This is a genomic window from Streptomyces sp. NPDC047043, assembly GCF_040644055.1.
Taxonomy (GTDB): domain Bacteria; phylum Actinomycetota; class Actinomycetes; order Streptomycetales; family Streptomycetaceae; genus Streptomyces.
The window spans coordinates 79,834-101,149 of the sequence record NZ_JBEYVO010000041.1; the positions used below are offsets into that span (position 1 = coordinate 79,834).

Here is a 21,316-nt window from a genome sequence, read left to right on the forward strand (position 1 = left end):
CTCTCACTTGATCGCGATCGGGTTGACGGGGGCGCCCACCGCGCCGGTGACCGGAAGCGGCGCCGCGACCAGCAGGAACTCGTACACGCCGTCGGCCGCGCAGTCCTCCGCCAGCGCCTCCAGGTCCCACATCTCGCCGAGCGGGAGGCCCATGTTGGGGATGGCGATCTGGTGCAGCGGTGACATCGCGGGCTCGGCGAACTCGTACGGACGCACCTCCAGGCCCCAGGTGTCGGAGGCGATCGCCGCGATCTCCGTACGGTGCAGCCAGCCCAGGGAGGTGAAGGAGAGGCCGGGTGCGTCGCCGGCCGCGTACGTGCCCCATTCGCCCAGCCGCCGTACCCGGCCGATCTGTCCGGTGCGCACCAGGACGAGGTCGCCGCGCCGGACGCTCGACGTCGCGCCCTGCGCCTCGATGGTCGTGCGCAGGTGCTCCTCCAAGATGGGGAATCCGTCGGGGAGTTCACCGGATTCGTCGCCGACCGCCCGGCCGACATCGAGGAGCACGCCCCGCCCGGTGAACGCGTCCCGCATGTGCTCGATGCCCGTCACCGAGTCGCCGTCGCCGTTGACGATCGTGCACGGACGGCCGTTCCACGCCTGCTTGTTGTCGTAGATGTGGCCCAGGCCGTCCCACTGCGTGGAGGCCTGGAGCGGCATCACGATGTGGTCGTCCGCGCCGCCGAAGCCGTGCGGGAAGCCCTGGGTGCCGGCCGCCGCGTCGGAGCCGGTGTCCTTCATGTAGTGGACGGGGTTGATGCGACCGCGGAAACCGCGCTGCGGGCCGTCCTCGTTGAACTCCAGCGAGAGCGAGAAAGACCGCCCCCGTCGGATCAGGCCCGCCGCATGGGCGCGGATCGCGTCGTCGATGAAGTTGAGCGTGCCCAGCACGTCGTCCTCACCCCAACGGCCCCAATTCCGGTACGCGGCACGGGCCTTGGCGAGCTCTTCCTCAATCGGACCCAGGGTCATCGGATACGTCCTTTCAACAGCAGGTCGAGGGCGTTGCCCCCGGCGACGGCGGCACGGTCGGCCGGGGCGAGCCCGGCGGCGTCCAGGCGGGCCAGCGGGTCATCGACGCCCATGTCGAAGGGGTGGTCCGTGCCGAGCACGACACGGTCGGCGCCCACCTCCTCGACCAGGTGGCGCAGCGCGCGCGGGGTGTAGACCAGCGCGTCGAACCACATGCGCCGCAGATAGCTGCTCGGCGGCTCGGCACAACCACGCGCGTCTTCCCGGACCTGCCAGGCGTGGTCCGAGCGCCCGATGCAGGTCGGCAGATAGCCGCCGCCGTGCGCGGCCACCAGCTTCAGCCGCGGATAGCGGTCCAGAACCCCGGTGAAGATCAGGTGGGAGAGCGCGACCGTCGTCTCGGCCGGTTGGCCGACGGTGTTGCCCAGGTAGTTGGTCGCCAGTCGCTCGCCGAGCGAGCAGCCCCACGGGTGGACGAAGACGACCGCGCCCAACTCCTCGGCCTTCTGCCAGAGTTCGTCGTGCCGCGGGTCGGCCAGCTCTCGCCCCTCGACGGTCGTCGAGACGCTGATCCCGTACAGGCCGTACTCGGTGACCGCCTTGTCCAGCAGCGCGACCGCGAGGTCAGGGTGCTGCAGCGGGACCGTGCCCAGCCCGTACAGTCGCTCGGGCGCCTGGGCGCAGTGCGCGGCGACCGCCTGGTTGACGGTGCGGGCGAGCCGGACGGCGAGGTCCGGCTCCGCCCAGTAGTGGTGCATCGGCATCGGGCCGACCACCTGGAGGTCGACTCCCATCGCGTCCAGGTCGGCGAGACGCTGTGCGACGTCCGTCAACCTTCCTGCCAGCCGCTGAAGTTGAGTCCGGTTGACGGCCAGCGACGCGGGGGAGTGGGCGCGCTGTTCGGCCGCCAGCTCGGCGGCGAGACCCGGCGTGCCGGCCACCAGTGCGTCGGCGGCCGGGACGGCCAGATGGCCGTGGAAGTCGACGACCGGCGTGCTCATGCGGCCGCCGTCAGCGACTCGAGCGTCTCCGACATGATGCGGGCGGGATCGGCACCCGGTGTCCCGGGGTTGATCTCCCACTCGGCCAGCTGCAGCGAGTTCTCCAGCACCATCCGCACCCGCGGCAGCCGCCGGGACATGAAGTGATCGAGGGCCTTCTCCAACGGCTCGTCGCCGGTGACCAGTTCGGCCAGCAGCACCGCGTCCTCCATGCACATGGCGGCGCCCTGTGCGATCAGCGGCGGACAGGCGTGCGCCGCGTCGCCGATGACCATGGTGCGACCGCGGTGCCACGGCTCGTCGACCAGCACCGCCTCGATCCAGCGGTAGTCGACCGCCGTGTCCTCGGGCAGCGAGGCGATGACCTTTCCCCAGGTGCCGCCGTAACCCTCGCCGCGCTCGCGCATCAGCGACAGCGGGGCGCGCGGGCCGATCAGTGAGGCGTCGAGGTTCTCGTCGAGGAGGTAGGCGTAGCACTGGTCGGCGGAGATCGGGCTGTAGCCGGCCTTGAATCGGGGGCCGCCGTAGTACACCTCGGCGCAGTCCATCTCGGCGGGACGCTCCGCCACCACCCGGAAGATCGACATGCCGACCGGGCGCGGCCGCCGGGTGATGCCGATGAGCCCGCGCATCGCCGAGTTGATGCCGTCGGCGCCGACCACGAGGTCGTAGCGGCCCGCGGAACCGTCGGTGAAGGTCACGTCCACGTGCGCGGAGGAGTCGTCGAGCCGCTCGACGGACAGGCCGAGCCGCACCTGCACCCCGTGCCCGTACACCGCCTCGCACAGCGCGTTCTGCAGGTCCGAGCGCAGCGCGCCCGCGGTGGACGGCAGGTCGAGGCCGCCGGTGTGCGGGGTGGGCAGCTCCGTGATCAGCGCGCCGTCCGCGCGGCGCAGCCGCATGATGTCGAACGGCACCGCCCGGGCCAGCACCTTCTCCAGTACCCCCACCGAGCGCAGCGCCTTGAGCGCGTTGCCCTGGATGGTGATGCCGTGGCCCACGCCGAACCACTGGGGCGAGATCTCGACGAGGTCCACCTCGGTGCCGCGCTGGGCGAGCGCGAGGGCGAACACGCTTCCGGTGATGCCGCCGCCGACGACGAGCACCTTCTGTACGGGCATGGGCGATCCTTGCGAACGTAGAAGAGGAGAGGGGTCCGGCTCAGCCGGTGAAGCGCGCGTCCAGCTCGTGGTAGTGCTCCACGGCCGGCGGCTCGGCGAAGAACGGTCCGACCAGGGCCCGCCAGCGCCCGAAGCGCTCGGACTCACGGAAGCCGACCGTGTGCGCCTCGACCGAGTCCCAGCCGACCAGCAGCAGGAAGGTCCGCGGCCGCTCCTCGCAGCGCAGCAGCTCGGTCCAGCGGAACCCGTCGGCCTCGGCGAGCACCTCCCGTGCCTTGCCGAAGACCTCCTGGAACTCCGCTTCCCGGCCGGCCTCGACGGTCAGCTCGGCATGCTCGACGACCACGTGTTTCTCCGATGGTGATGGCTCTTGTGGGTGGGTGCTCCGAGCCTGCGTGGCGGTCGATGCACGGTCAACGGATCGAGGCATCGGCAAGGGGGACGTCATCCATCCCGTACGGCGATGGAGGCGCCGCACATCGGTGCAGGCAGGGGCGGCGTGGACCGGTGATGGCAGGCATCGCCAACGGCCATTTCCGCCGTCCCGCGCGGCTGCCTAGCGTCAGAGGCGAGCCCCGCATCCGTACCCGTACGAGGAGAGCCGCCCGTGCCCGATCCCCTTCTCGCCCATGCCGGTCCCTTCGCGCTCGGCACGTTCTCGAACGGCGCCGGAGCCTTCCCCGGCCTGGTCACCGGGGCACACGTGCGTGACCTGTCCGACCAGGTGCCCTCCGTGCGCGCGATCGTCGAGGACTGGGACGGCTGGCTGCCCCGCCTGCACGACCTCGCCGCGTCGGCCGACGGCACCTGGCACGAGCTGGCCGAACTGCGCGTCCTGATCCCGTTCGAGCCGGGCCAGATCCTGCAGAGCGGCGCCAACTACCGCAAGCACGTGGTCGATCTGGTCGCCGCCGAGAAGGAGAGCGTGCACGGCGCCACCCCCGAGGAGGCCCGCGCCGACGCCGAGAAGATGATGGACGAGCGGATCCGCAGCGGTGTGCCGTACGTCTTCCTCGGCTCGCCACGCGCGATGACCGGCCCGTACGACGACATCGTGCTCCCCGGGCTGGGTGAGCAGCACGACTGGGAGCTCGAACTCGCCCTGGTCATCGGCAAGTCGGGCCGGAACATCCCGGCCGAGGACGCAATGTCGTACGTCGCCGCCTACACGATCTGCAACGACCTCACCACCCGCGACCGCCTCTACCGGCCCGACCTGAAGGCCATCGGCACCGACTGGTTCACCGCCAAGAACGCCGACACCTTCCTGCCGACCGGGCCCTTCCTCGTTCCGGCAGCCTTCGCCGGCGACCCGAACGACCTGCGGATCACCCTGCGGCACAACGGAGTCGTCCGCCAGGACGAGTCCACCAAGGACATGATCTTCGACATCCCGCGGCTCATCGCGTACGTCTCCACGACCAGCACCCTGCGCCCCGGCGACCTGCTGCTCACCGGCTCCCCGGCCGGCAACGGCGCGCACTGGGGCGTGTTCCTGAAGCCCGGAGATGTCGTGGACGCGGAGATCACCGGCCTGGGCCACCAGCGCAACACCGTCAGGAGCCACGCATGAGCTTCCAGCCCATCACCCATCTGCGCCATGTCGACCTGGCCGTACCGGACTTCGACACCCAGCGCGCGTTCTACGGCACCACCTGGGGTCTGACCGAGGTAGCGAACGACAACGGCATCGCGTTCTTCGCGGCCGAGGGCAGTCCCGAGCAGTACATCGTGCGGATCCGCAAGGACGAGCGCAAGCGGATGGATCTCGTGGCCTTCGGGGCCGTCTCCCCGGCGGCCGTCGACGAGCTGGCGGTGCGGCTCGGGCGGGCGGGAGTCCAACTCGTCCATGAACCAAAGGTGTTGGACACTCCCGGTGGTGGTTACGGCTTCCGGTTCTTCGACCCGGACGGACGCGTCGTCGAGGTGTCCGCCGACGTCGCCACCCGTACCCACCGCAAGATCGAGGAACGTGAGGCCGTCCCCGTACGGCTCTCGCACTGCGTGGTCAACTCCCAGGACCCGGAAGGGCTCCGGGACTTCTACGTCGAGCACCTCGGCTTCCGGCTCACCGACACCCTGTACTCCACGCACATGGGTGACCTCATGTACTTCCTGCGGTGCAGCCCGCTGCACCACTCCTTCGCCATCGCGCGGGGACCCCATGTCTCCCTGCACCACGCCTCGTTCGAGATGCGCGGCGTCGAGGAGTACATGCGCGGCACGGGACGGGCGCTGCGCGCCGGGACGCGGCTCACCTGGGGGCCGGGGCGACATCTCGCGGGCGACAACACGTTCTCGTACTTCCACGACCCGCACGGCAACACCGTCGAGTACACGACTGAACTCGCCGTACTGGAAGAGGACTTCTGGCACCCGGGCCGCCACGACGTCGACGACCCGATCACCCAGGACCAGTGGGGCACCGCCGACCCGATGAGCGAGTCGGTCGCCAAGGAGCAGTTCAACGACCCCGACGTGCTCTTCGAAGCGCCGCCCGTCTGAGCCGACACCCGCAATTACCCTGAGAGAGGCCGCAGTTGTGGCAGAGATCCTGAAGCACGCCGTACCCAAGGCGGAGGTCACCGCCTCCCTGGGCCAGGTGCGCGAGACCGTCGCCGGCGTCATCGCGGACATCCGCGAGCGGGGCGACGAGGCCGTGCGCGCGTACTCCGAGAAGTTCGACAAGTGGAGCCCGGACTCCTTCCGGCTGAGCGAGGAGGAGGTCGAGAAGATCGTCGCGTCGGTGCCGCAGCAGGTCATCGACGACATCCGCTTCGTCCAGGAGCAGGTGCGCACCTTCGCCCGCCATCAGCTGGAGTCCCTGGGCGAGTTCGAGGTGGAGACGCTGCCGGGCGTGCGCCTCGGACAGAAGCACATCCCGGTGCAGGCCGCGGGCGCGTACATCCCCGGCGGCCGCTACCCGCTGACCGCCTCCGCCCACATGACCATCGTCACCGCCAAGGTCGCGGGCGTCCCCCGGGTGGTTGCCTGTACGCCGCCCATCCGCGGCGAGATCCCTGCCGCCACCGTCGCCGCCATGCACCTGGCCGGCGCGGACGAGATCTGGCTGCTCGGCGGCGTGCAGGCGGTCGCCGCGATGGCCGTCGGCACGGACAGCATGCAGCCGGTGAACCTGATCGCCGGGCCCGGCAACGCCTATGTCGCCGAGGCCAAGCGACAGCTCTTCGGCGAGATCGGCATCGACCTGTTCGCCGGCCCGACCGAGATCCTCGTCCTCGCCGACGAGCACGCCGACCCCTTCGTCTGCGCCGTCGACCTGCTCTCCCAGGCCGAACACGGCCCGGACTCCCCGGCCGTCCTGATCACCACGTCCCGCGAGGTCGCCGAGAAGACCGTCGCCGAGGTCGAGCGGATCCTGCCCGGCATGCCGACCCGCGACTACGCCGAGCCCGCCTGGCGCGACCACGGTCAGGTGCACGTCGTCGACACGATCGACGAACTGTACGCGCTCGCCGACGAGTTCGCCTTCGAGCACGTCGAAGTGCTCACCGCCGAGCCGCGCCTCGCGCTGCAGAAGATGACCCAGTACGGCGCCCTGTTCCTCGGCGAGGGCACCTGTGTGTCCTTCGGCGACAAGGTCATCGGCACCAATCACGTGCTGCCGACCCGTGGCGCCGCCCGCTACACCGGCGGCCTGTGGGTGGGGAAGTACCTCAAGACCGTGACCTACCAGGAGGTCACCGACACCGACTCGCAGGCCCTGCTCGGCCGGTTGTGCGGGCGCGCCTCGCGCGTCGAGCTGTTCGAGGGCCACGCCCGTTCCGGTGACGTGAGGGCCGCGAAGGCCGCCGGTGACGACCTCCCGTGGAACACCGCATGACCCTCGACGGGCGCACGGCGCTCGTCACCGGCGGGGGAGGACCGCTGGGCCGGGCCTTCGCGCTGGCCCTGGCCGACGCGGGCGCCCGGCTGATCCTCGTCGGCCGTGGTGAACAGGCCCTCGCGGACGCCTCCGCCCGGGTCGCCAAGGAGGGCGGTGAGGCCCGCACGGCGGTGTGCGACGTCTCCGACCCCGTCTCGGTGGGGCGGCTGGCCGCCGAACTCGCCGACGAGGACGTGTCGTTGCTGGTCAACAACGCGGGTGTGGCGGGCCCGGTGCGCTCGCTCGTCGACGTCGAACCGGACGAGTGGGACCACGTGTTCGCGGTCAACGTCCGCGGCGTCTACCTCATGTGCCGGGCCTTCCTGCCGCCGATGCTCGAGGCCGGACGGGGCGACGTCGTCAACGTCGCCTCGGTGAGCGGCAAACGCCCGCTGCTCAACCGCACCCCGTACACCGCCTCCAAGATGGCGCTGATCGGGCTCACCCGCACCCTGGCCGGAGAGGTCGGCCCACGGGGCGTCGCGGTCAACTCCCTTTCCCCCGGCCCGGTTCGGGGCCCGCGTATGGACCGGAACTTCCGGCTGACCGCCGAACTGACCGGCTGCACCGTCGAGGAGGCCGAGCACGACTTCGCCTCCCGGGCCGCCCTGGGCCGACTGGTCGAGGAGGACGAGGTGGCACGGGCACTGCTGGCGATGCTCGCCATGCCGGGCCTGTGCGGAGCGGACATCGACCTGTCGGCGGGGATGATCGCACCCGCATAACCGAACACAGAACGGCGAGGTGGACGGCGTGACAGCCGCCCGCCTCGCCGTGCTGCGTGCCCGCGATCAAGCCCTGTGACCACTCTGTGTCATCGCCATGAAACCGGGGGCCCGATCCGAGGCATCGGGTTCCGGGATGCGTGTGTGAAGTGCCTATTCCCCTCTTCCCAGGGCTGATTCACTCCCTCGTGCGCACCATCGGTGCCCTGCTCCGAGCCGTCGCCGCCGTGTACGAGACGGCCGGTTCGTCACACTGCGCAACGGCGCACTCGATCCCTGGGAAGGCATCCAATGACGATGATCACCCGTCGCTCCATCCTGATCGCCGGTACCGCCACGGCGGGAGCCCTGCTGGTTCCGGCCGCCTCCGCCTCCGCCGCCCCGCAGGCGTCGGCGTCGGCGTCGGCGTCGGCGTCGGCGTCGGCCAAGCAGATCACGGTCGGCTCGGGAGAGACGTACGAACTCTCCTCGACGACCCGGCTGGGGCAACTGACCATCGCGGACGGCGGGAAGATCGTCGCCCCGGACGGCTACAGCCTCTCCCTGACCGTCGACGGCGTGGAGACCGGCCAGCTCCTCACCGGGACCGGCGGCACCGCGACCCTGATCCAGGCCGGCACCTACCGGGGCGACGTCGTCCTCACGGTGGCGGCCGCGAACGAGGTGACGTACGAGACGCTCACCTTCCCCTTCCGGCAGGCCCTGTACGTCGACGGCGACGGCGTCGTACGCGACAAGTCCGTCCTCGCGGCCGTCCTCGGCGGCAAGCTCACCGACGCCCTCGCGAAGAACGTGTCGATCACCTCGACCGGCGAGTGCTTCGACGGCGTGTACGTCCAGGACGGCATCTACACGCTGGAGCGGCCCACCTTCTCCCTCACCGGCAACGGCCGTTGCGACTTCGCCGGCTACGGCGCCGCGGTCGTCGGCGACGGCTCCGCCACCAAGCTCGTCGTGGACGGAGCCCGCATCAGCAACAAGGGGGTGGTCCGCACCGGCGTCATCTCCAACGACGGCGCCAACGTGGTGGTCAAGAACTCCTCCGTCCGCTGCCGCAACGGCGTCCTGCCCTCCGACTACCAGGCCACCGTCGAGACGCCCTACATGGAGTCGGTGCCCTGGATGCTCGGCCTCGACGGCAATGTCCGCGCCACCAACCTCATCGGCAAGAACAGCACCGCCACCTACCTCAACTCGACCGTCTTCTCCGAGACCTGGGGCGCCCTGTCGGTCGAGGGAGGCAGCGGCCTCAAGCTGACCGCGGTCAACAGCCACGTCGGCAACACCGGGGAGTACGGCTACGGCACCTACGCCATCGGCGACGCCACCGTCCGTGTCCTCGGCTCCCGCTTCGACGTCGGCAGCTACGCCACCATCATCGCCGGGCCGGCCGCGGTCGTGCACTACGGCGACAGCACCTCCGACGCCGTGGCGTCACTCAACACCGAACTCGAACTCGGCCTCACCGACGCCGAGTTGGCAGCGCTTCCGGCCCGCAACACGGTCGTGAACTCCGGCCACTTCGGCTACATGTTCTTCGGCGCCGGCACGCTCACCCTCGACGGCGGCACCGTCATCAACTCCGAACGGGCCACCTTTCTCAACAAGGGCCAGCAGACCACGATCACCGTCGACGGCTCCAAGGGCGCCCGCCTCAACCCGCGCGACGGCATCATCCTGCAGATGATCGAGCTGGACGACCCGGGCCCGGTCAACGTCAACGGCAAGATGATGAACACCGGCGTCTACACCGAGCCCACCGACGACCCCACCAAGGACTCGTCCTTCGACACCACCGCCGTCCACACCACCGACGGAGCCGCCACCTTCACCTCCATAGCGCTCAGGGGCGACTTCTACAACGGCATGCGCAAGGGCAAGAACATGGTCCTGACCTTCGAGGACTCGACCGTGGAGGGCGTCATCTCGGCGACGAGGGCCAAGCACCGGGTCTCCAGCATCGACGCGTCCACCTTCTACGAGCTCGGCATCGTCACCAACACCGTCCAGGCCGCCGTCAACAACGGCGCCATCGTGAAGCTGGACAGCGGCTCGGCCTGGACCGTCACCGGCACCTCGTACCTCACCGGCCTCACCCTCGCCTCCGACGCCGCCGTGAAGGCGCCGCGCGGCAGGACGGTGACCATGACCGTCGACGGCACCACCACGGCCATCACCGCCGGCAAGAGCTACACCGGCGCCATCACCCTCACCGTGGCGTGAGGTCGGGAGGCGGCGGCGCGGCTCTTCAGACAGACCGCGCCTCCGCCTCCTTCGCGATCTCCTCGAACCGTGCGCCCATGGCGGCCGCCAGCGCCTGCGCACCCGACAACGGCCGCACCATGACGGTGAGTTCGTCGATCAGACCGTCCTCGTCGAGGTGGATGAAGTCGCATCCGGTCAGCTCACGGTCGCCGACCCGCGCCGCAAACACCAGCGCATGGTCGCGGCCGTCGGCGCCGGCGAGCTCACGCTCGTACCGGAAGTCCTCGAACACCTGTGACACCGCGCGCAGGATCGCCGCGGTGATCGCCCTGCCCGGGTACGGCTTGAACACCACCGGGCTCGTGAAGACGACGTCCTCCGCCAGCAGCGCCTCGACGGCGTCGAGGTCACCTGCCTCGACCGCCTCGCGGAACGCGCGCATCGGATCACCTCATAGTGAACTAGTAGAGTAGGTGCCGATGAGAGTAATGAACGATTCCCGACCTGTCCACGGGCCTGTTCCGGACGTGTTCCCCTAAGCTGACGTGGATGTTCAGCCCCGAAGGCCCCAGTCTCCGCGAGCTCGCCGTCCAGGCCCTGTCGTCCGTCGAGCGCGGCTACGACCTGCTCGCCCCGAAGTTCGACCACACCCCCTTCCGTACGCCCGACTCGGTACTCGACGCCGTCGGCTCGGCGCTCGAGCGGACCGGGCCCTTCGACGCCGGGCTCGACCTGTGCTGCGGCACCGGCGCCGGAGTCGACGTACTCGCCCGGGTGTGCCGGCACAGCGTCACCGGCGTCGACTTCAGCGCGGGCATGCTCACCGTCGCCCAGGAGCAGGTACGGCCGCCGGGACCGGCGGTCTCCTGGGTCCGCGGGGACGCCCGCGCCCTCCCGTTCGCCCCCGGCGCCTTCGACCTGGTGGTGAGCTTCGGGGCGTTCGGGCACTTCCTGCCCGCGGAACTACCGGGCCTGTTCGCCCAGGTCCACTCCGTGCTGCGGCCCGGCGGCCGTTTCGCCTTCCCCGTTCTCGCCCCGCCCCGGCCCTCGTCCCCGGCGTTCTGGATGCTGCTCGGCTTCGACGCCGTCATGCGGGTGCGCAACGCGGTGTGGCGGCCGCCGTTCGTCATGTACTACCGGTCCTTCCGGCTCGGCGACGTGCGACGGGAGCTGGAAGCCGCCGGATTCGAGGTGGAGCTGCAGGCCCTGCCGGAGTTCGGGCGCCGCGCGGACGGGAGCCCGCGCGTGCGACTGGTGACGGCCCGGCGGCCTACGTGACGATCAAAGGTCGTCCACGTCCACTCGTACGCCGCCCAGTGCCAGCGCGATCGCCGCGTCCTGGCTCAACTCCCGTCCCTCGGACACCGCTTCGGTGAAGCGGGCGTCCCCGAGGGCCGCGCGCAGTCGGCGCTCGTACTCGCGGTGGAAGACCGTCTTGTCGGGTCTGCCGAGCTGCGGCAGCCCCGCCGCGTACCACAGGCGTCTGCTGATGCCGAGGAGGCGGGCGGCCAGCTCCGCCTCGCCACGCGAGGCCTGCGCGACCACCAAGAGGTCGGCGACCGCGGCGGCACCGAGCCGGTCGTGCACCCGCCACTTGGCAGTGAGCGCCTCGCGTGCAGAACGCACCGCCTCGTCCAGGTGGCCCAGACCGATCGCGGCGAGCGCGAGGAAGAAGTCCCCCCAGGCCCGCATCCACAGCTCCCCGAGCTTGGCGCACTCGGCGCGCAACCGTTCGGCCACCGCGGCACACCGCTCGAACGCAGCCTGACTGGCCAGCAGATACGCCTGCAGGGCAAGTGTCAGCAGCTGGAAGAACTCGGCGCCGCCGTCGGCCGCGGGCGCCTGCCGGACCCGCCCGTACAGCACGGCCGAGCGCGCCGACTCGCCCCGCACCGCCAGGCTCGCCCCGGTCAACGGCAGCGCGGGCACCGGCAGTCGGCGCTCCTCGGCGAGCCACACATAGGCGGCGCTCACCGACTCGGCGGCCTCCAGGTCGTCCGGCACGACCGTGACCAGACGGTGCGCCCAGATCGCGAGTGTGTGCTCGGGTCCGCCACCGTCGGAGGCACGGCGCAGCGCCCGCTCCAGATAGACGCGGCCCTCCTCGGCGAAACCGCAGGCGAACCAGAAGTACCAGAGACAACCGGTCAGTTCGAGCGCCGTCTCGGGCTCCCGCGCCGCCAGGCACTCCTCGATGGCCAGACGTAGATTGGCGTGCTCCGCGGCCAGCCGCTCGGCCCACATCCGCTGCCCGGGCCCGAGCCACTCGGCCTCGCCCTGACGGGCGACCCAGCGGAAGTAGTCGCGGTGCCGCAGCCGCACCGCCTCCCGCTCTCCGAGCCCGGTCAGCCACTCGTCGCCGAACGAGCGCACGGTGTCCAGCATCCGGTAGCGCACCGCGGCCCCGTCGCCGTCGAGGGTGACGATGGACTTCTCGGTGAGCGAGGCCAGCAGCGCGAGGATTTCCTCGGCGTCCAACGGGCCGCCGTGGCACACGAATTCGGCCGCCTCCACGTCCCAGCCGCCGGCGAACACCGACAGCCGGGCCCACAGCAGCCGCTCCAGCGGGGTGCACAGCTCGTGGCTCCAGCCGATGGCCGTGCGCAGCGTCTGATGCCGGGCCAGGCGCGGCCGGGCGGGCGAGACCAGCAGGTCGAAGCGGGAGTCCAGGCCCTCCAGCAGCCGGTCCAGGGGAAAACCCCGCAGCCGTACGGCGGCCAGCTCCAGGGCCAGCGGGATGCCGTCAAGGCGGGCGCAGACCGCGGCCACATGGGCCCGGTTGGCGTCGGTCAGAGCGAACGACGGCACCGCCGCCGCGGCCCGCGCGGTGAACAGCGCCACCGCGTCGTCGCGTTCCCCCAGCGGCAGCGGCGCCACCGTCAGCAGATGCTCGCCCGGCACGCCCAGCGGCTGCCGGCTGGTGGCCAGCACCCGTAACTCCTCGACGTTCGCGAGGAGTTCCTGCACCACCCGCGCGCACTCGTCCAGGACGTGCTCACAGGTGTCCAGCACCAGCAGCACGGGCGCCCCCGCCAGGTGCTCGCACACCGCCTGCAGCAGGGGCCGCAGCGTCTGCTCCGTCAGCCGGGTCGCCTGCGCCACCGTGTTCGTGAGCAGCTCCGGGTCCCGCAGCTCGGACAGCTCCACCAGCCAGGTCCCGCCCGGGAACGCGGCCTTCGCGGCATGCGCGGCCCGCAGCGCCAGCCGGGATTTCCCCACCCCGCCGGACCCCGTCAGTGTCACCAGCCGCTCGGTTCCCAACAACCCCGCGATTTCAGCCAGTTCGAGCTGACGGCCGACGAAGACGTTCGCCTCGGCGGGAAGGTTGCCGATCCTGCCGCCCTGAACAGAGGCCGCCATCGTCCCCCCATCACCGGAACCGATGGCGGACACCTTAACCGTCCCCGAAGGCCGAGCGGGAGGGATCCCGATGCCGGGAACGGCCGTGCTCAGCCGGGTGACCCGAACGGCGTCGGCGGCGGTGGCCGCTGCCGGCCTGCGGTCAGTTCACCGGGGCGCGACGGTGAGCATCCCGGACGATGCGATCGGCGGTCTCCTCGGGCGTGAGGGACGCGGTGTCGAACCACCAGCCGACATCGCCGAGTTCGCGCTTCATGGCGGCATCGAGGTCTTCATAGCCGTCGAAGTCGAACCGCTCCCGTGGATCACGGATCGTGTTGCGGTACCGGCACACCTCGATGCCCGGTGCGAGAACGATGAACAAGACCCGCCGAGCCGGAAGGAGACCGAGGAAGAAATCCAGCTTCTCGCGGGAGGGGACCATCGCATCGATGAGCGGCGTGAAACCCGCGTCGGCGAAGTTGTTGGCCAGTGCGCACAGATTGCGGTGCAACAGCTCCACTTGCCGCGCCGCCTCGTCGGCGGGCTCGCCCAGGGCCCAGACGAAACCGCTGACGATCATCCTGTTGAACTCATCGCCGTCAAGCCGGGCGGAACGCGGCAGCCGTTCGGCGACGAGCCTGGTCACGGTGGACTTCCCGGCCCCCGGCATTCCTGTCACGAGCAGGCAGCTCGGTGCTTCGGCAGCGGTCACGACCGGCATGGTGGCAGCGCGCCCGCCGGCCCGCAATCCGGTTGCCCGACTCCTCACCAGAAGGCTGCTTCCGGCGTAGCGTGGAACCGGTCCATCCACCTTAGGAGGTATGGGGATGGCCGTCATACCCACCCTGAAAACCGTGGGACAGATGCGCCAGGGAGACCACTTGCTCCTCGGCTACGACACGGACGAGGAGCGCGACACCGTCCTCGCCGCGTTCCTGCTGGACGGCCTGGCCAGCGGGCATCGCGGCCTGTTGCTGCCACCCGCCGACATACCGGCCCATGTCGCCCTGTCCTTCCTGGAGGCGCACGGCTGCCGGGTCGACGAGGAGATCGAGGGCGGCCGGCTGTGCGTCGACCCGCACGTCGCCGACCCGGAGGGGTTGTGGGATCTGGACGAGGTGATCCGCCGCGAGGCACGCCGCGCCGTCGGCGACGGCTTCCTCGGCCTGCGGGTGTGCGCGGAGATCCTGCGCGCCCAGGCCGGCAAGGGCCTGAAGACGCTGCACGACAGCGAGTTGCTGCTCGACCCCGTGTTCTCCTCGCTGCCGGTGCTCGGCATCTGCCAGTACGACCGCCGGGTCTTCGACGAGACAGAGCTGACCCCGCTCACCGGACTGCACCACGGCCGGGTCGCCGCCGACGAGGTGTGGCGCGACGACCTCCTGGCCATCACCCGCACCTTCGCACCCCCGGGCCTCGCCCTCGCCGGCGAGGTCGACGACAGCAACGTCACCGCCGTCGCCCGCGCCCTGCAGGCCGAGACGGCCCGCGCCCGCGCCCGCACCGCGAACGGCGCCTGCACCCATCTCGACCTGCACGACCTGCGCTTCATCGACGTCGGCGCACTGCGCCTGCTGGTGTTCAAGGCACTCGCCCTGTACGCGGCCGGCGGCACCCTCGAACTGTCGGGCGTCGCCCCGCACGTCCAGCGGGTGATGCGAGTGACCGGCTGGGACCGGGTCCCGGGGCTGCGCCTCGAGCCCCAAGGAGAGGAGACATGAGCGGTTTGTGCATCAGGCGTTGCGTTGTGGCTCGGACACGGACACCCTCACCGAGACCACCGGCTTCGAGCACGCAGGGCTGGACGCGGGCGACGCCGTCCTGGCCGTGGTGAGCGCCCGCAACCTCACCCAGCTCGGCGACGCACTCGGCGACCGGTCCAGCGAGGTCGAAGTCGTCGACGCACGCGACTGGTACCAGTACCCGTCCCGCACCCTGGGCCGTTACCACACCTACTGCGAACGGCACGGAGCGGACCGGCGCGTGCGCGTCATCGGTGAACCGGTCTGGACGGGCCGCACCGCCTTCGAGACCCGCGAGTGGATGCGCTGCGAGTCCCTGCTCAACATCGCCTTCGCCGGCTCCGGCCACTGGATCCTGTGCCCCTACGACACCACGGCGCTCCCCGAGCCCGTCGTGCGCAGCGCCGCTCGTACGCACCCCCGAACTCACCCACGAGCTCTACGCAGGCGACTACGCGGACGCGGCGGCCTTCTCCGCCGAGTGCGACGAGCACGGTCCGGCCCCTCTGCCCGCCACGGCGCACGGCATCCGCTTCACCCGCGGCGGTTCGGCCGCCGTCCGCCGCGCCCTCGCCGCCCGCGCCCGCCGCCTGGGCCTGCCCGAACAGCGGACGTACGACCTGGTGGCGGCGGTCCACGAGACCGTGGTCAACACGGTGAGGCACGGCGGCGGACACGGTGTCGTACGACTGCACAGCGATCCCGACCACGTCATCTGCGAGATCGCCGACGGCGGGACGCACACCGCGGCGGCCCGTCCGCCGTTTCCCGGTCATCTGCCGCCGAAGCCACGGGCGCTGAGCGGTCATGGGATGTGGCTGGTGCGGCAGTTGAGCGACCTCGTCGCCGACGATCTCGCCCCGTCGGGCCCCGTCCTTCGGCTGTACTTCCGACGCGGACCCGCGGTCGGTCAGCCCGCCGCGGGCACGGTGAACTCGTAGACGAGGGCGCCTTGTTGGGCGTCCACGACCAGGTCGGTGATCTCCAGCGGTCTGGCGTACTGGTCGTGGACCTGCCGGGTGACGCGCACCGAGGGCGCGCCCGCGAGCGGGGTGATGGAGTCGCGGTGGTGCAGGGTGAGGCCTGCCTTGCGCATCCAGTCGTAGGCGCGGCGCAGTTGGGCCGAGGCGGCGCCGTCGGCGCGGTCGCGGTAGCGGGCGAGCTCCTCGACCTCGGCGAGGGCGACGGCGGAGAAGGAGGTCACGGCCGTGCGGCGGTCGCGGCCGTCCGCACCGGCGGACTCGTAGCGGTGCACGAGGGTCTGCCGGTGCGGGGCGAGCCCCAGTGCCTCGGCGTGCTCGGGCGGGGGAGTCTCCCAGGCGACCGTGGCCCGGTCGACGGCGCACGGGTCCGCGGCCCGGGCGCCGACGGGGAAGGCCAGCGAGGAGGGGGTCTCCACCGGCAGACCGGGCAGCGTGGCATGGCTGCCCCGCCGGTCGGTGGAGACCAGACCGTCCCGGCGCAGCACCTCCAGCGCCTGCCGTACGGTCTCCCGGCTGACGCCGAAGCGCTCGGCCAACTGCCGTTCGCCCGGTAGCCGTTCACCGGGCGGGATGCTGCCGTCGCGCAACTCGCCGAGCAGCCGCGTCGCGACGCGCCAGTACAGCGGCTGCGCTGCGGGGAGGTCCTGGTCGTGCGGGGTGGTGCGGGCCGGGTCGTGCGGGGTGGTGCGGGCCATGCCGCGCCTCCTGAGGGTGACGTACCGTAGCCGTGCGGGCTGATTGCGTCACCAGATCTAGCATTGGTCTAAACCACCAGGGAAGACCGTCCCGGCGGTTCGGCCGAAACCGGCCCGCGTGCACCACCCTTCACAGTGCGCTGTACAGGGCGTCGATCAGGGCCATCTTCCGTGGGTCGTTGGCGATATGAGGCCCCATCCGGTTCATCACATAGCCCAGCGACACCTCCGCCTCGGGGTCGGCGAGGCCGCAGGAGCCGCCGAAGCCGTCGTGTCCGAAAGCCCGCGGGTTGGGTCCGTAGGAGCCGTTCGGGCCGCTCAGCCACAGACCGAGCCCGATCTCCGTATCGCTCCCGAGCCCGGCGCCGAGCACCAGGTCCCGGCAGCTGCCCTGTCCCTCGCGCACCCGCTCGGCCGCCTCGGGGGACAGGATGCGATGGCCGTCGTGGGAACCCCGGCCCGCGAAGATCCCGTAGAGCGCGGTGACCGCCCGGGCCGTGCCGTGCCCGTTCGCCGCCGGGATCTCGGCGGCCCGCCACTCGGGCGTGTTGGCCTCATCGGCACCCACCACGGGATTGGCCAGCGCGGCCAGCGCCGCGGGTGCCAACTGGCTGAAGATCGCCGCCTGTTCGCTGCTGGATGCGGCCGGCGGATGCACCAGTTCGGCCGCCCGCCCCGCCTCCTTCTCCGGCAGGCCGACGGTGAAGTCGATCCCCAGCGGCCCGGTCACCTCCCGCTCCAGGAACGCCCCCGGCAACAGCCCCGAGACGCGCCGTACGACCTCCCCGACCAGGAAGCCGTAGGTGAAGGCGTGGTACCCGGACCGCGTCCCCGGCTCCCACCAGGGCTCGGTCGCCGCGAGCCGCTGTGTGGTGAACTCCCAGTCGTAGAGCTGCTCGAGCGAGTGCGGCTCACGCAGTCCGGCGAGACCCGCCCGGTGCGACAGCAGATGCCGTACGAGGACCTTGTCCTTGCCGGCCGCGGCGAACTCGGGCCAGTAGGCGGCCACCGGTGCGTCGAGGTCGAGCAGTCCGCGGTCGGCGAGGATGTGTGCGCACAGCGCGGTCGGACCCTTCGTCGTCGACCACACGTTGACCAGCGTGTCGCTCTCCCAGGGGCGGCTGCGTGCCGCGTCGGCCCAACCACCCCACAGATCGACGACGTTCGTCCCGCCGACGGTGACGCAGACCGCGGCCCCCAGCTCCCCGCGCTCCCGGAAGTTCTCCTCGAACGCCGCCCGCACCGCGGCGAACCGCTCGTCACAGTGACCGTGCACCTCTGGCTCGCGCTCCGACATGGGCTCCTCCGTCGTCCGCCGCAAACCCGGACCGCGACGCTGCGGCCCGGGCATCCCGAACGTACCGACTGGTCGGACTGGAGGGAAGGTCGGAGCAGGAAGAGCTTGCGGCGGGTTCCTGACGACGGTATGCCGTGCCCCTCGGCCGAGCGGATCCGGCGAACCCGTGCGGTGACGCGCCGTGAAGGAGCGCGGGGAACTGTGCGACCAGCCACAGCCGCACGTGTCTCCGTTCCGGGCGCCTCAGACGTACGACCGCAACCACTTCACCTTGGCCGCCTCCTGGTAAGGCCCGCCGCCCTCATGGTCGTTGAAGTCGTACACCTCGATCGTCTTGTCTGTGTGCGACCAGGCGTTGAAGGCGGCGAAGACGGTGGAGGGCGGGCAGGTCTGGTCCTCCAGGGCCGCCGAGAACAGGGCGGGGGCGCGGCCGCGGGTGGCGAAGTGGACACCGTCGAAGTAGGAGAGGGTGCGCAGGGCGTCCTCGGTGTGGCCGCGGTGGGTCTTGAGGTAGAGGCCGATCTCGCGGTACGGGTGGCGGTCCGTGAGGGTCGCCGCGCGCGGATAGTCGCACAGGAACGGCACGTCCGGCGCGATCGCGGTCAGGTCCGGGACCAGGCCGCCCACCGCGATCGTGATGCCGCCGCCCTGGCTGGCGCCGAGGGCGACCGTGCGGGAGGCGTCGGTCAGCGGGTGCGAGCGGGCAGCCTCGACCGCGCGCACCGCGTCCGTGAACACCCGCCGGTAGTAGTAGTTCTCGGGCGCGTCGATGCCCCGGGTCATGAAACCGGGGAAGGCGGGCGCGCCGCCCACCGGGTCCGCGGTGCCGCCGCCTCCGCCCCACGCGCTGCCCTGACCGCGCGTGTCCATCACGAAGTGCGCCCGGCCCGTTGACGCCCACAGCAGATGCTCGTGCGGCAGGCCGCGCCCGCCGCCGTACCCGATGAACTCCACGATCAGCGGCACCGGCTCCGCGGCCCCGGCGGGCAGCGTCAGCCAGCCCTTCACCGGGTGCCCGCCGAACCCCGCGAACGTCACGTCGAAGACCTCGACCGTCGTCAGGCCCGTGTCGACCGGTTCGAACCGGGCGTCCAGGTCGTGCTCGCGGGCCTCGTGCAGGGTCTTGGACCAGAACGCGTCGAAGTCCTCGGGCTCGACGGACGCGCTGCGGTACTCCCGGAGTTCGTCGAGGGGGAGGTCGAACAGGGCCATGTAGGACCGCCTTTGCGAAGGGACAGCTGTGAACGGACAGTGCGGATGATCACACCGTACGTGCGTGGTCGGACGACTCGCCAGGTCTTTCCCGGACTGTCCCTCTACGATGGCGCCATGTCGTCAGCCGTGGATCTGCTGGTCAAGGATGCCGAACTGCTGGTCGTCGACGGAGATCGGGAGATCCCCGGCGGCTGGGTGGCCGTGACCAATGGTCGGGTCACCGCCGTGGGCGGTGCCGGGAGCGAGCCCGAGGCCCGCACCACCGTCTCCGCGGCCAGGCGGCTGGTCACCCCGGGCCTGGTCAACACGCACCACCACATCTACCAGAACCTCACCCGCGCCTACGCCCCCGCCGTCAACGGCACCCTCTTCGACTGGCTGACCACGCTCTATCCGCTGTGGGCCGCACTCGACGAGGAGGCCGCGTACGTGTCGGCGTACGTCGGCATGACCGAACTGCTGATGGGCGGCTGCACCACATCGTCGGACCACCTGTACGTGCACCCCCGCCCGCGTCTCGTCGACGCCGAGATCCGCGCCGCCCGTGACATCGGCTTCCGCTTCCACGCGACCCGCGGCTCGATGACCCGGTCGGTCGAGGACGGGGGACTGCCGCCACGCAGCGTCACCCAGAGCACCGACGAGGTCCTCGCGGACAGCGAGCGCCTGATCAAGGCCCAACACGACCCCGAGCCCGGTGCGCTGATCCGCGTCGCGCTCGCGCCCTGCTCGCCGTTCTCGGTGACCAAGGAGGTCATGACGGCTACCGCCGAACTCGCCGAGCGATACGACGTACGTCTGCACACGCACCTCGCCGAGGACCACGACGAGGACACCTACTGCCTCGAGACCTACGGCTGCCGGCCCGTCGAGTACTTCGAGGACTGCGGATGGATGAGCGAGCGGACCTGGGTCGCCCACTGCATCTACCCGAACGACGACGAACTCGCCCGGCTCGCGGCCGCGGGCGTGGGCGTTGCGCACTGCCCCAGCTCCAACATGCTCATCGGCGGTGGCACGGCACGCGTGAGGGAGATGCGGGAGCTCGGCCTGCCTGTCGGTATCGGCTGCGACGGCTCCGCCTCCACCGACCACGCCTCCCTCTGGATGGAGACCCGCAACGCCCTGCTGCTGGGCCGCTACCGTGGCGGACCCGGCGCGATGACCGCCCGTGACGCCCTGGACATCGCGACGCGCGGCTCGGCCCGCTGCCTCGGCCGCGCCGAGGAACTGGGGCATCTGCGGCCGGGCGCCTGCGCCGACCTGGTCGTCTGGGACCTCCACGAGGTCGCGCTTGCGGGCGCGCTCAGCGATCCCGTCGAGGCCTGGCTGCGCTGCGGCCCGGCCCGCGCCTGGACCACGGTGGTCGGCGGCCGGATCCTGGTCGACCGGGGCGAACCAGTCCTGCCGGGTCTGACTCAGGCGCTCAAGGACCACGGCCGGATCGCCCGGCGCATACAACGGGCCACATAGCAGCGGCTGTTACCACCGCCCCGCCTTCTGCCTACGTCCCACCGGCCTGGCGCCGCGTCCACTCCGGCTCCGTGCGGGCCCAGTCCCGTTCCCACTCCCGGAGCCGGTGTCCGGTGGACACGCGACGTACGACGGCGTTGCCGAGGAGCACCAGGGCGACCGCGCCGCCCGTCGCGCAGGTGCCGATGGTGAGGGCGTGCTGCCAGATCTGGGTCTCGCTCGGCGGCGGGCCGACGATCCGGCCCTTGGAGTCGAACCACACGTTGACCGTGTCTCCCTGCCGGGTGCCCGCCGGGACACGCGTCTTCGTGGTGTGCGGGCCGGTGGCCGGATCCGTCCAGCGGACGTTCACGCGATACGAGTGCTGCTGGCCGCCCTGCACCGAGGGCAGCATGTCCGGAGTCTTTCCCACGACCTCGGCCCGCACCCGGTGGCGCTCGGCGCGCTCGGCCGCCGCCACGGCCCGCGCCTCGTCATGGGCCCACCAGCCCGCGATCGCCCCCGCCACTGGCGCGCCCACCAGCAGCAGGAGGGCGACGGCCAGCGCCGTCCACGCCTCGACCACGTCCGACCGGCGCCGCAGCGGATTGCGCCGCCAGCGCCAGCCGCGCACCCGGGTTCGCATGTCGACCTCCTCGCCGTCACCGGAGCCGGAGGGG

The 21,316-nt window shown here is 71.2% G+C and carries 20 protein-coding genes and 1 pseudogene; 10 read left to right on the forward strand and 11 right to left on the reverse strand.

The genetic code is table 11. The annotated features are described in order from the left end of the window. Window positions 1-3 precede the first annotated feature (3 nt). The 4 genes from ABZ880_RS45850 to ABZ880_RS45865 are packed head-to-tail and all read right to left on the reverse strand — an operon-like array spanning window position 4 to window position 3,440. Window positions 4-972: a cyclase family protein gene (locus ABZ880_RS45850; protein ID WP_361276777.1), complete on the reverse strand. Its 969-nt coding sequence runs from the start codon at window positions 970-972 to the stop codon at window positions 4-6. Then, on the reverse strand, window positions 969-1,973 hold the full coding sequence (locus ABZ880_RS45855; protein ID WP_361276779.1) for an amidohydrolase family protein: 1,005 nt from the start codon (window positions 1,971-1,973) through the stop codon (window positions 969-971). Before ABZ880_RS45855 ends, ABZ880_RS45850 begins: the two co-directional genes overlap by 4 nt. Then, on the reverse strand, window positions 1,970-3,094 hold the full coding sequence (locus ABZ880_RS45860) for an FAD-dependent monooxygenase (protein ID WP_361276781.1): 1,125 nt from the start codon (window positions 3,092-3,094) through the stop codon (window positions 1,970-1,972). The genes ABZ880_RS45855 and ABZ880_RS45860 overlap by 4 nt, the downstream gene beginning before the upstream one ends. Window positions 3,095-3,134: 40 nt before the next feature. After that, a complete protein-coding gene (locus ABZ880_RS45865; protein ID WP_361276783.1) occupies window positions 3,135-3,440 on the reverse strand; it encodes an antibiotic biosynthesis monooxygenase in 306 nt (101 codons plus the stop codon). A gap of 261 nt (window positions 3,441-3,701) precedes the next feature. Here ABZ880_RS45865 and ABZ880_RS45870 point away from each other — a divergent pair, with 261 nt between their 5' ends. From ABZ880_RS45870 to ABZ880_RS45890, 5 genes are all read left to right on the forward strand, one after another. After that, window positions 3,702-4,667 (forward strand): fumarylacetoacetate hydrolase family protein, encoded by a 966-nt coding sequence (locus ABZ880_RS45870; RefSeq protein ID WP_361276785.1) that lies wholly within the window; start codon window positions 3,702-3,704, stop codon window positions 4,665-4,667. Then, window positions 4,664-5,599 (forward strand): VOC family protein, encoded by a 936-nt coding sequence (locus ABZ880_RS45875; protein WP_361276787.1) that lies wholly within the window; start codon window positions 4,664-4,666, stop codon window positions 5,597-5,599. The genes ABZ880_RS45870 and ABZ880_RS45875 overlap by 4 nt, the downstream gene beginning before the upstream one ends. 37 nt (window positions 5,600-5,636) lie before the next feature. Beyond that, the gene (gene hisD, locus ABZ880_RS45880; RefSeq protein WP_361276789.1) at window positions 5,637-6,938 is read left to right on the forward strand and encodes a histidinol dehydrogenase; all 1,302 of its coding nucleotides are present in this window, start codon (window positions 5,637-5,639) and stop codon (window positions 6,936-6,938) included. Beyond that, entirely contained in the window at window positions 6,935-7,705 is a 771-nt protein-coding gene (locus ABZ880_RS45885) for an SDR family NAD(P)-dependent oxidoreductase (protein WP_361276791.1), read from the forward strand. Before hisD ends, ABZ880_RS45885 begins: the two co-directional genes overlap by 4 nt. 291 nt (window positions 7,706-7,996) lie before the next feature. Continuing rightward, window positions 7,997-9,928, forward strand: coding sequence for a hypothetical protein (locus tag ABZ880_RS45890; protein ID WP_361276793.1), 1,932 nt, complete (start codon window positions 7,997-7,999; stop codon window positions 9,926-9,928). A 25-nt stretch (window positions 9,929-9,953) separates the two neighbouring features. Here ABZ880_RS45890 and ABZ880_RS45895 read toward each other — a convergent pair whose 3' ends face one another. Then, a complete protein-coding gene (locus ABZ880_RS45895) occupies window positions 9,954-10,352 on the reverse strand; it encodes a nuclear transport factor 2 family protein (RefSeq protein WP_361276795.1) in 399 nt (132 codons plus the stop codon). A 107-nt stretch (window positions 10,353-10,459) separates the two neighbouring features. On the opposite strand from ABZ880_RS45895, the gene ABZ880_RS45900 reads away from it, so the two are divergent. Further along, a complete protein-coding gene (locus ABZ880_RS45900; protein WP_361276797.1) occupies window positions 10,460-11,188 on the forward strand; it encodes a methyltransferase domain-containing protein in 729 nt (242 codons plus the stop codon). Between the two features lie 3 nt (window positions 11,189-11,191). Here ABZ880_RS45900 and ABZ880_RS45905 read toward each other — a convergent pair whose 3' ends face one another. Continuing rightward, complete coding sequence (locus tag ABZ880_RS45905; RefSeq protein ID WP_361276799.1) at window positions 11,192-13,270, reverse strand: AAA family ATPase; 2,079 nt, start codon at window positions 13,268-13,270, stop codon at window positions 11,192-11,194. Between the two features lie 142 nt (window positions 13,271-13,412). Next, window positions 13,413-13,973, reverse strand: a complete 561-nt coding sequence (locus ABZ880_RS45910; protein ID WP_361276801.1) for an AAA family ATPase — start codon at window positions 13,971-13,973, stop codon at window positions 13,413-13,415. A gap of 106 nt (window positions 13,974-14,079) precedes the next feature. Between ABZ880_RS45910 and ABZ880_RS45915 the strand changes: the two genes are divergently transcribed. The 3 genes and pseudogenes from ABZ880_RS45915 to ABZ880_RS45925 all read left to right on the forward strand — a co-directional run bounded on the left by ABZ880_RS45915 (window position 14,080) and on the right by ABZ880_RS45925 (window position 15,935). Further along, window positions 14,080-14,973 carry an MEDS domain-containing protein gene (locus ABZ880_RS45915; protein ID WP_361276803.1) on the forward strand — a complete coding sequence of 298 codons (894 nt, stop codon included), beginning with the start codon at window positions 14,080-14,082 and terminating at the stop codon, window positions 14,971-14,973. Window positions 14,974-14,980: 7 nt separating this feature from the next. Then, window positions 14,981-15,355, forward strand: a pseudogene (locus ABZ880_RS45920) (MEDS domain-containing protein); the annotation flags it as partial. Further along, the gene (locus ABZ880_RS45925) at window positions 15,249-15,935 is read left to right on the forward strand and encodes an ATP-binding protein (protein WP_361276805.1); all 687 of its coding nucleotides are present in this window, start codon (window positions 15,249-15,251) and stop codon (window positions 15,933-15,935) included. The pseudogene ABZ880_RS45920 and the gene ABZ880_RS45925, both read left to right, overlap by 107 nt. Here the strand turns inward: ABZ880_RS45925 and ABZ880_RS45930 are convergent. The 3 genes from ABZ880_RS45930 to ABZ880_RS45940 form a co-directional block, all read right to left on the reverse strand. Beyond that, window positions 15,905-16,672 (reverse strand): GntR family transcriptional regulator, encoded by a 768-nt coding sequence (locus ABZ880_RS45930; RefSeq protein ID WP_361276807.1) that lies wholly within the window; start codon window positions 16,670-16,672, stop codon window positions 15,905-15,907. The genes ABZ880_RS45925 and ABZ880_RS45930 overlap by 31 nt on opposite strands. A 130-nt stretch (window positions 16,673-16,802) precedes the next feature. Further along, the gene (locus ABZ880_RS45935) at window positions 16,803-17,969 is read right to left on the reverse strand and encodes a serine hydrolase domain-containing protein (RefSeq protein ID WP_361276809.1); all 1,167 of its coding nucleotides are present in this window, start codon (window positions 17,967-17,969) and stop codon (window positions 16,803-16,805) included. 243 nt (window positions 17,970-18,212) lie between these two features. After that, window positions 18,213-19,181 (reverse strand): acetylxylan esterase, encoded by a 969-nt coding sequence (locus tag ABZ880_RS45940; RefSeq protein WP_361276811.1) that lies wholly within the window; start codon window positions 19,179-19,181, stop codon window positions 18,213-18,215. A 117-nt stretch (window positions 19,182-19,298) separates the two neighbouring features. On the opposite strand from ABZ880_RS45940, the gene ABZ880_RS45945 reads away from it, so the two are divergent. Continuing rightward, on the forward strand, window positions 19,299-20,657 hold the full coding sequence (locus ABZ880_RS45945; RefSeq protein WP_361276813.1) for an 8-oxoguanine deaminase: 1,359 nt from the start codon (window positions 19,299-19,301) through the stop codon (window positions 20,655-20,657). 31 nt (window positions 20,658-20,688) lie between these two features. Here the strand turns inward: ABZ880_RS45945 and ABZ880_RS45950 are convergent, their stop codons facing one another. Next, window positions 20,689-21,282 carry a hypothetical protein gene (locus tag ABZ880_RS45950; RefSeq protein WP_361276815.1) on the reverse strand — a complete coding sequence of 198 codons (594 nt, stop codon included), beginning with the start codon at window positions 21,280-21,282 and terminating at the stop codon, window positions 20,689-20,691. Between the last annotated feature and the right edge of the window lie 34 nt (window positions 21,283-21,316).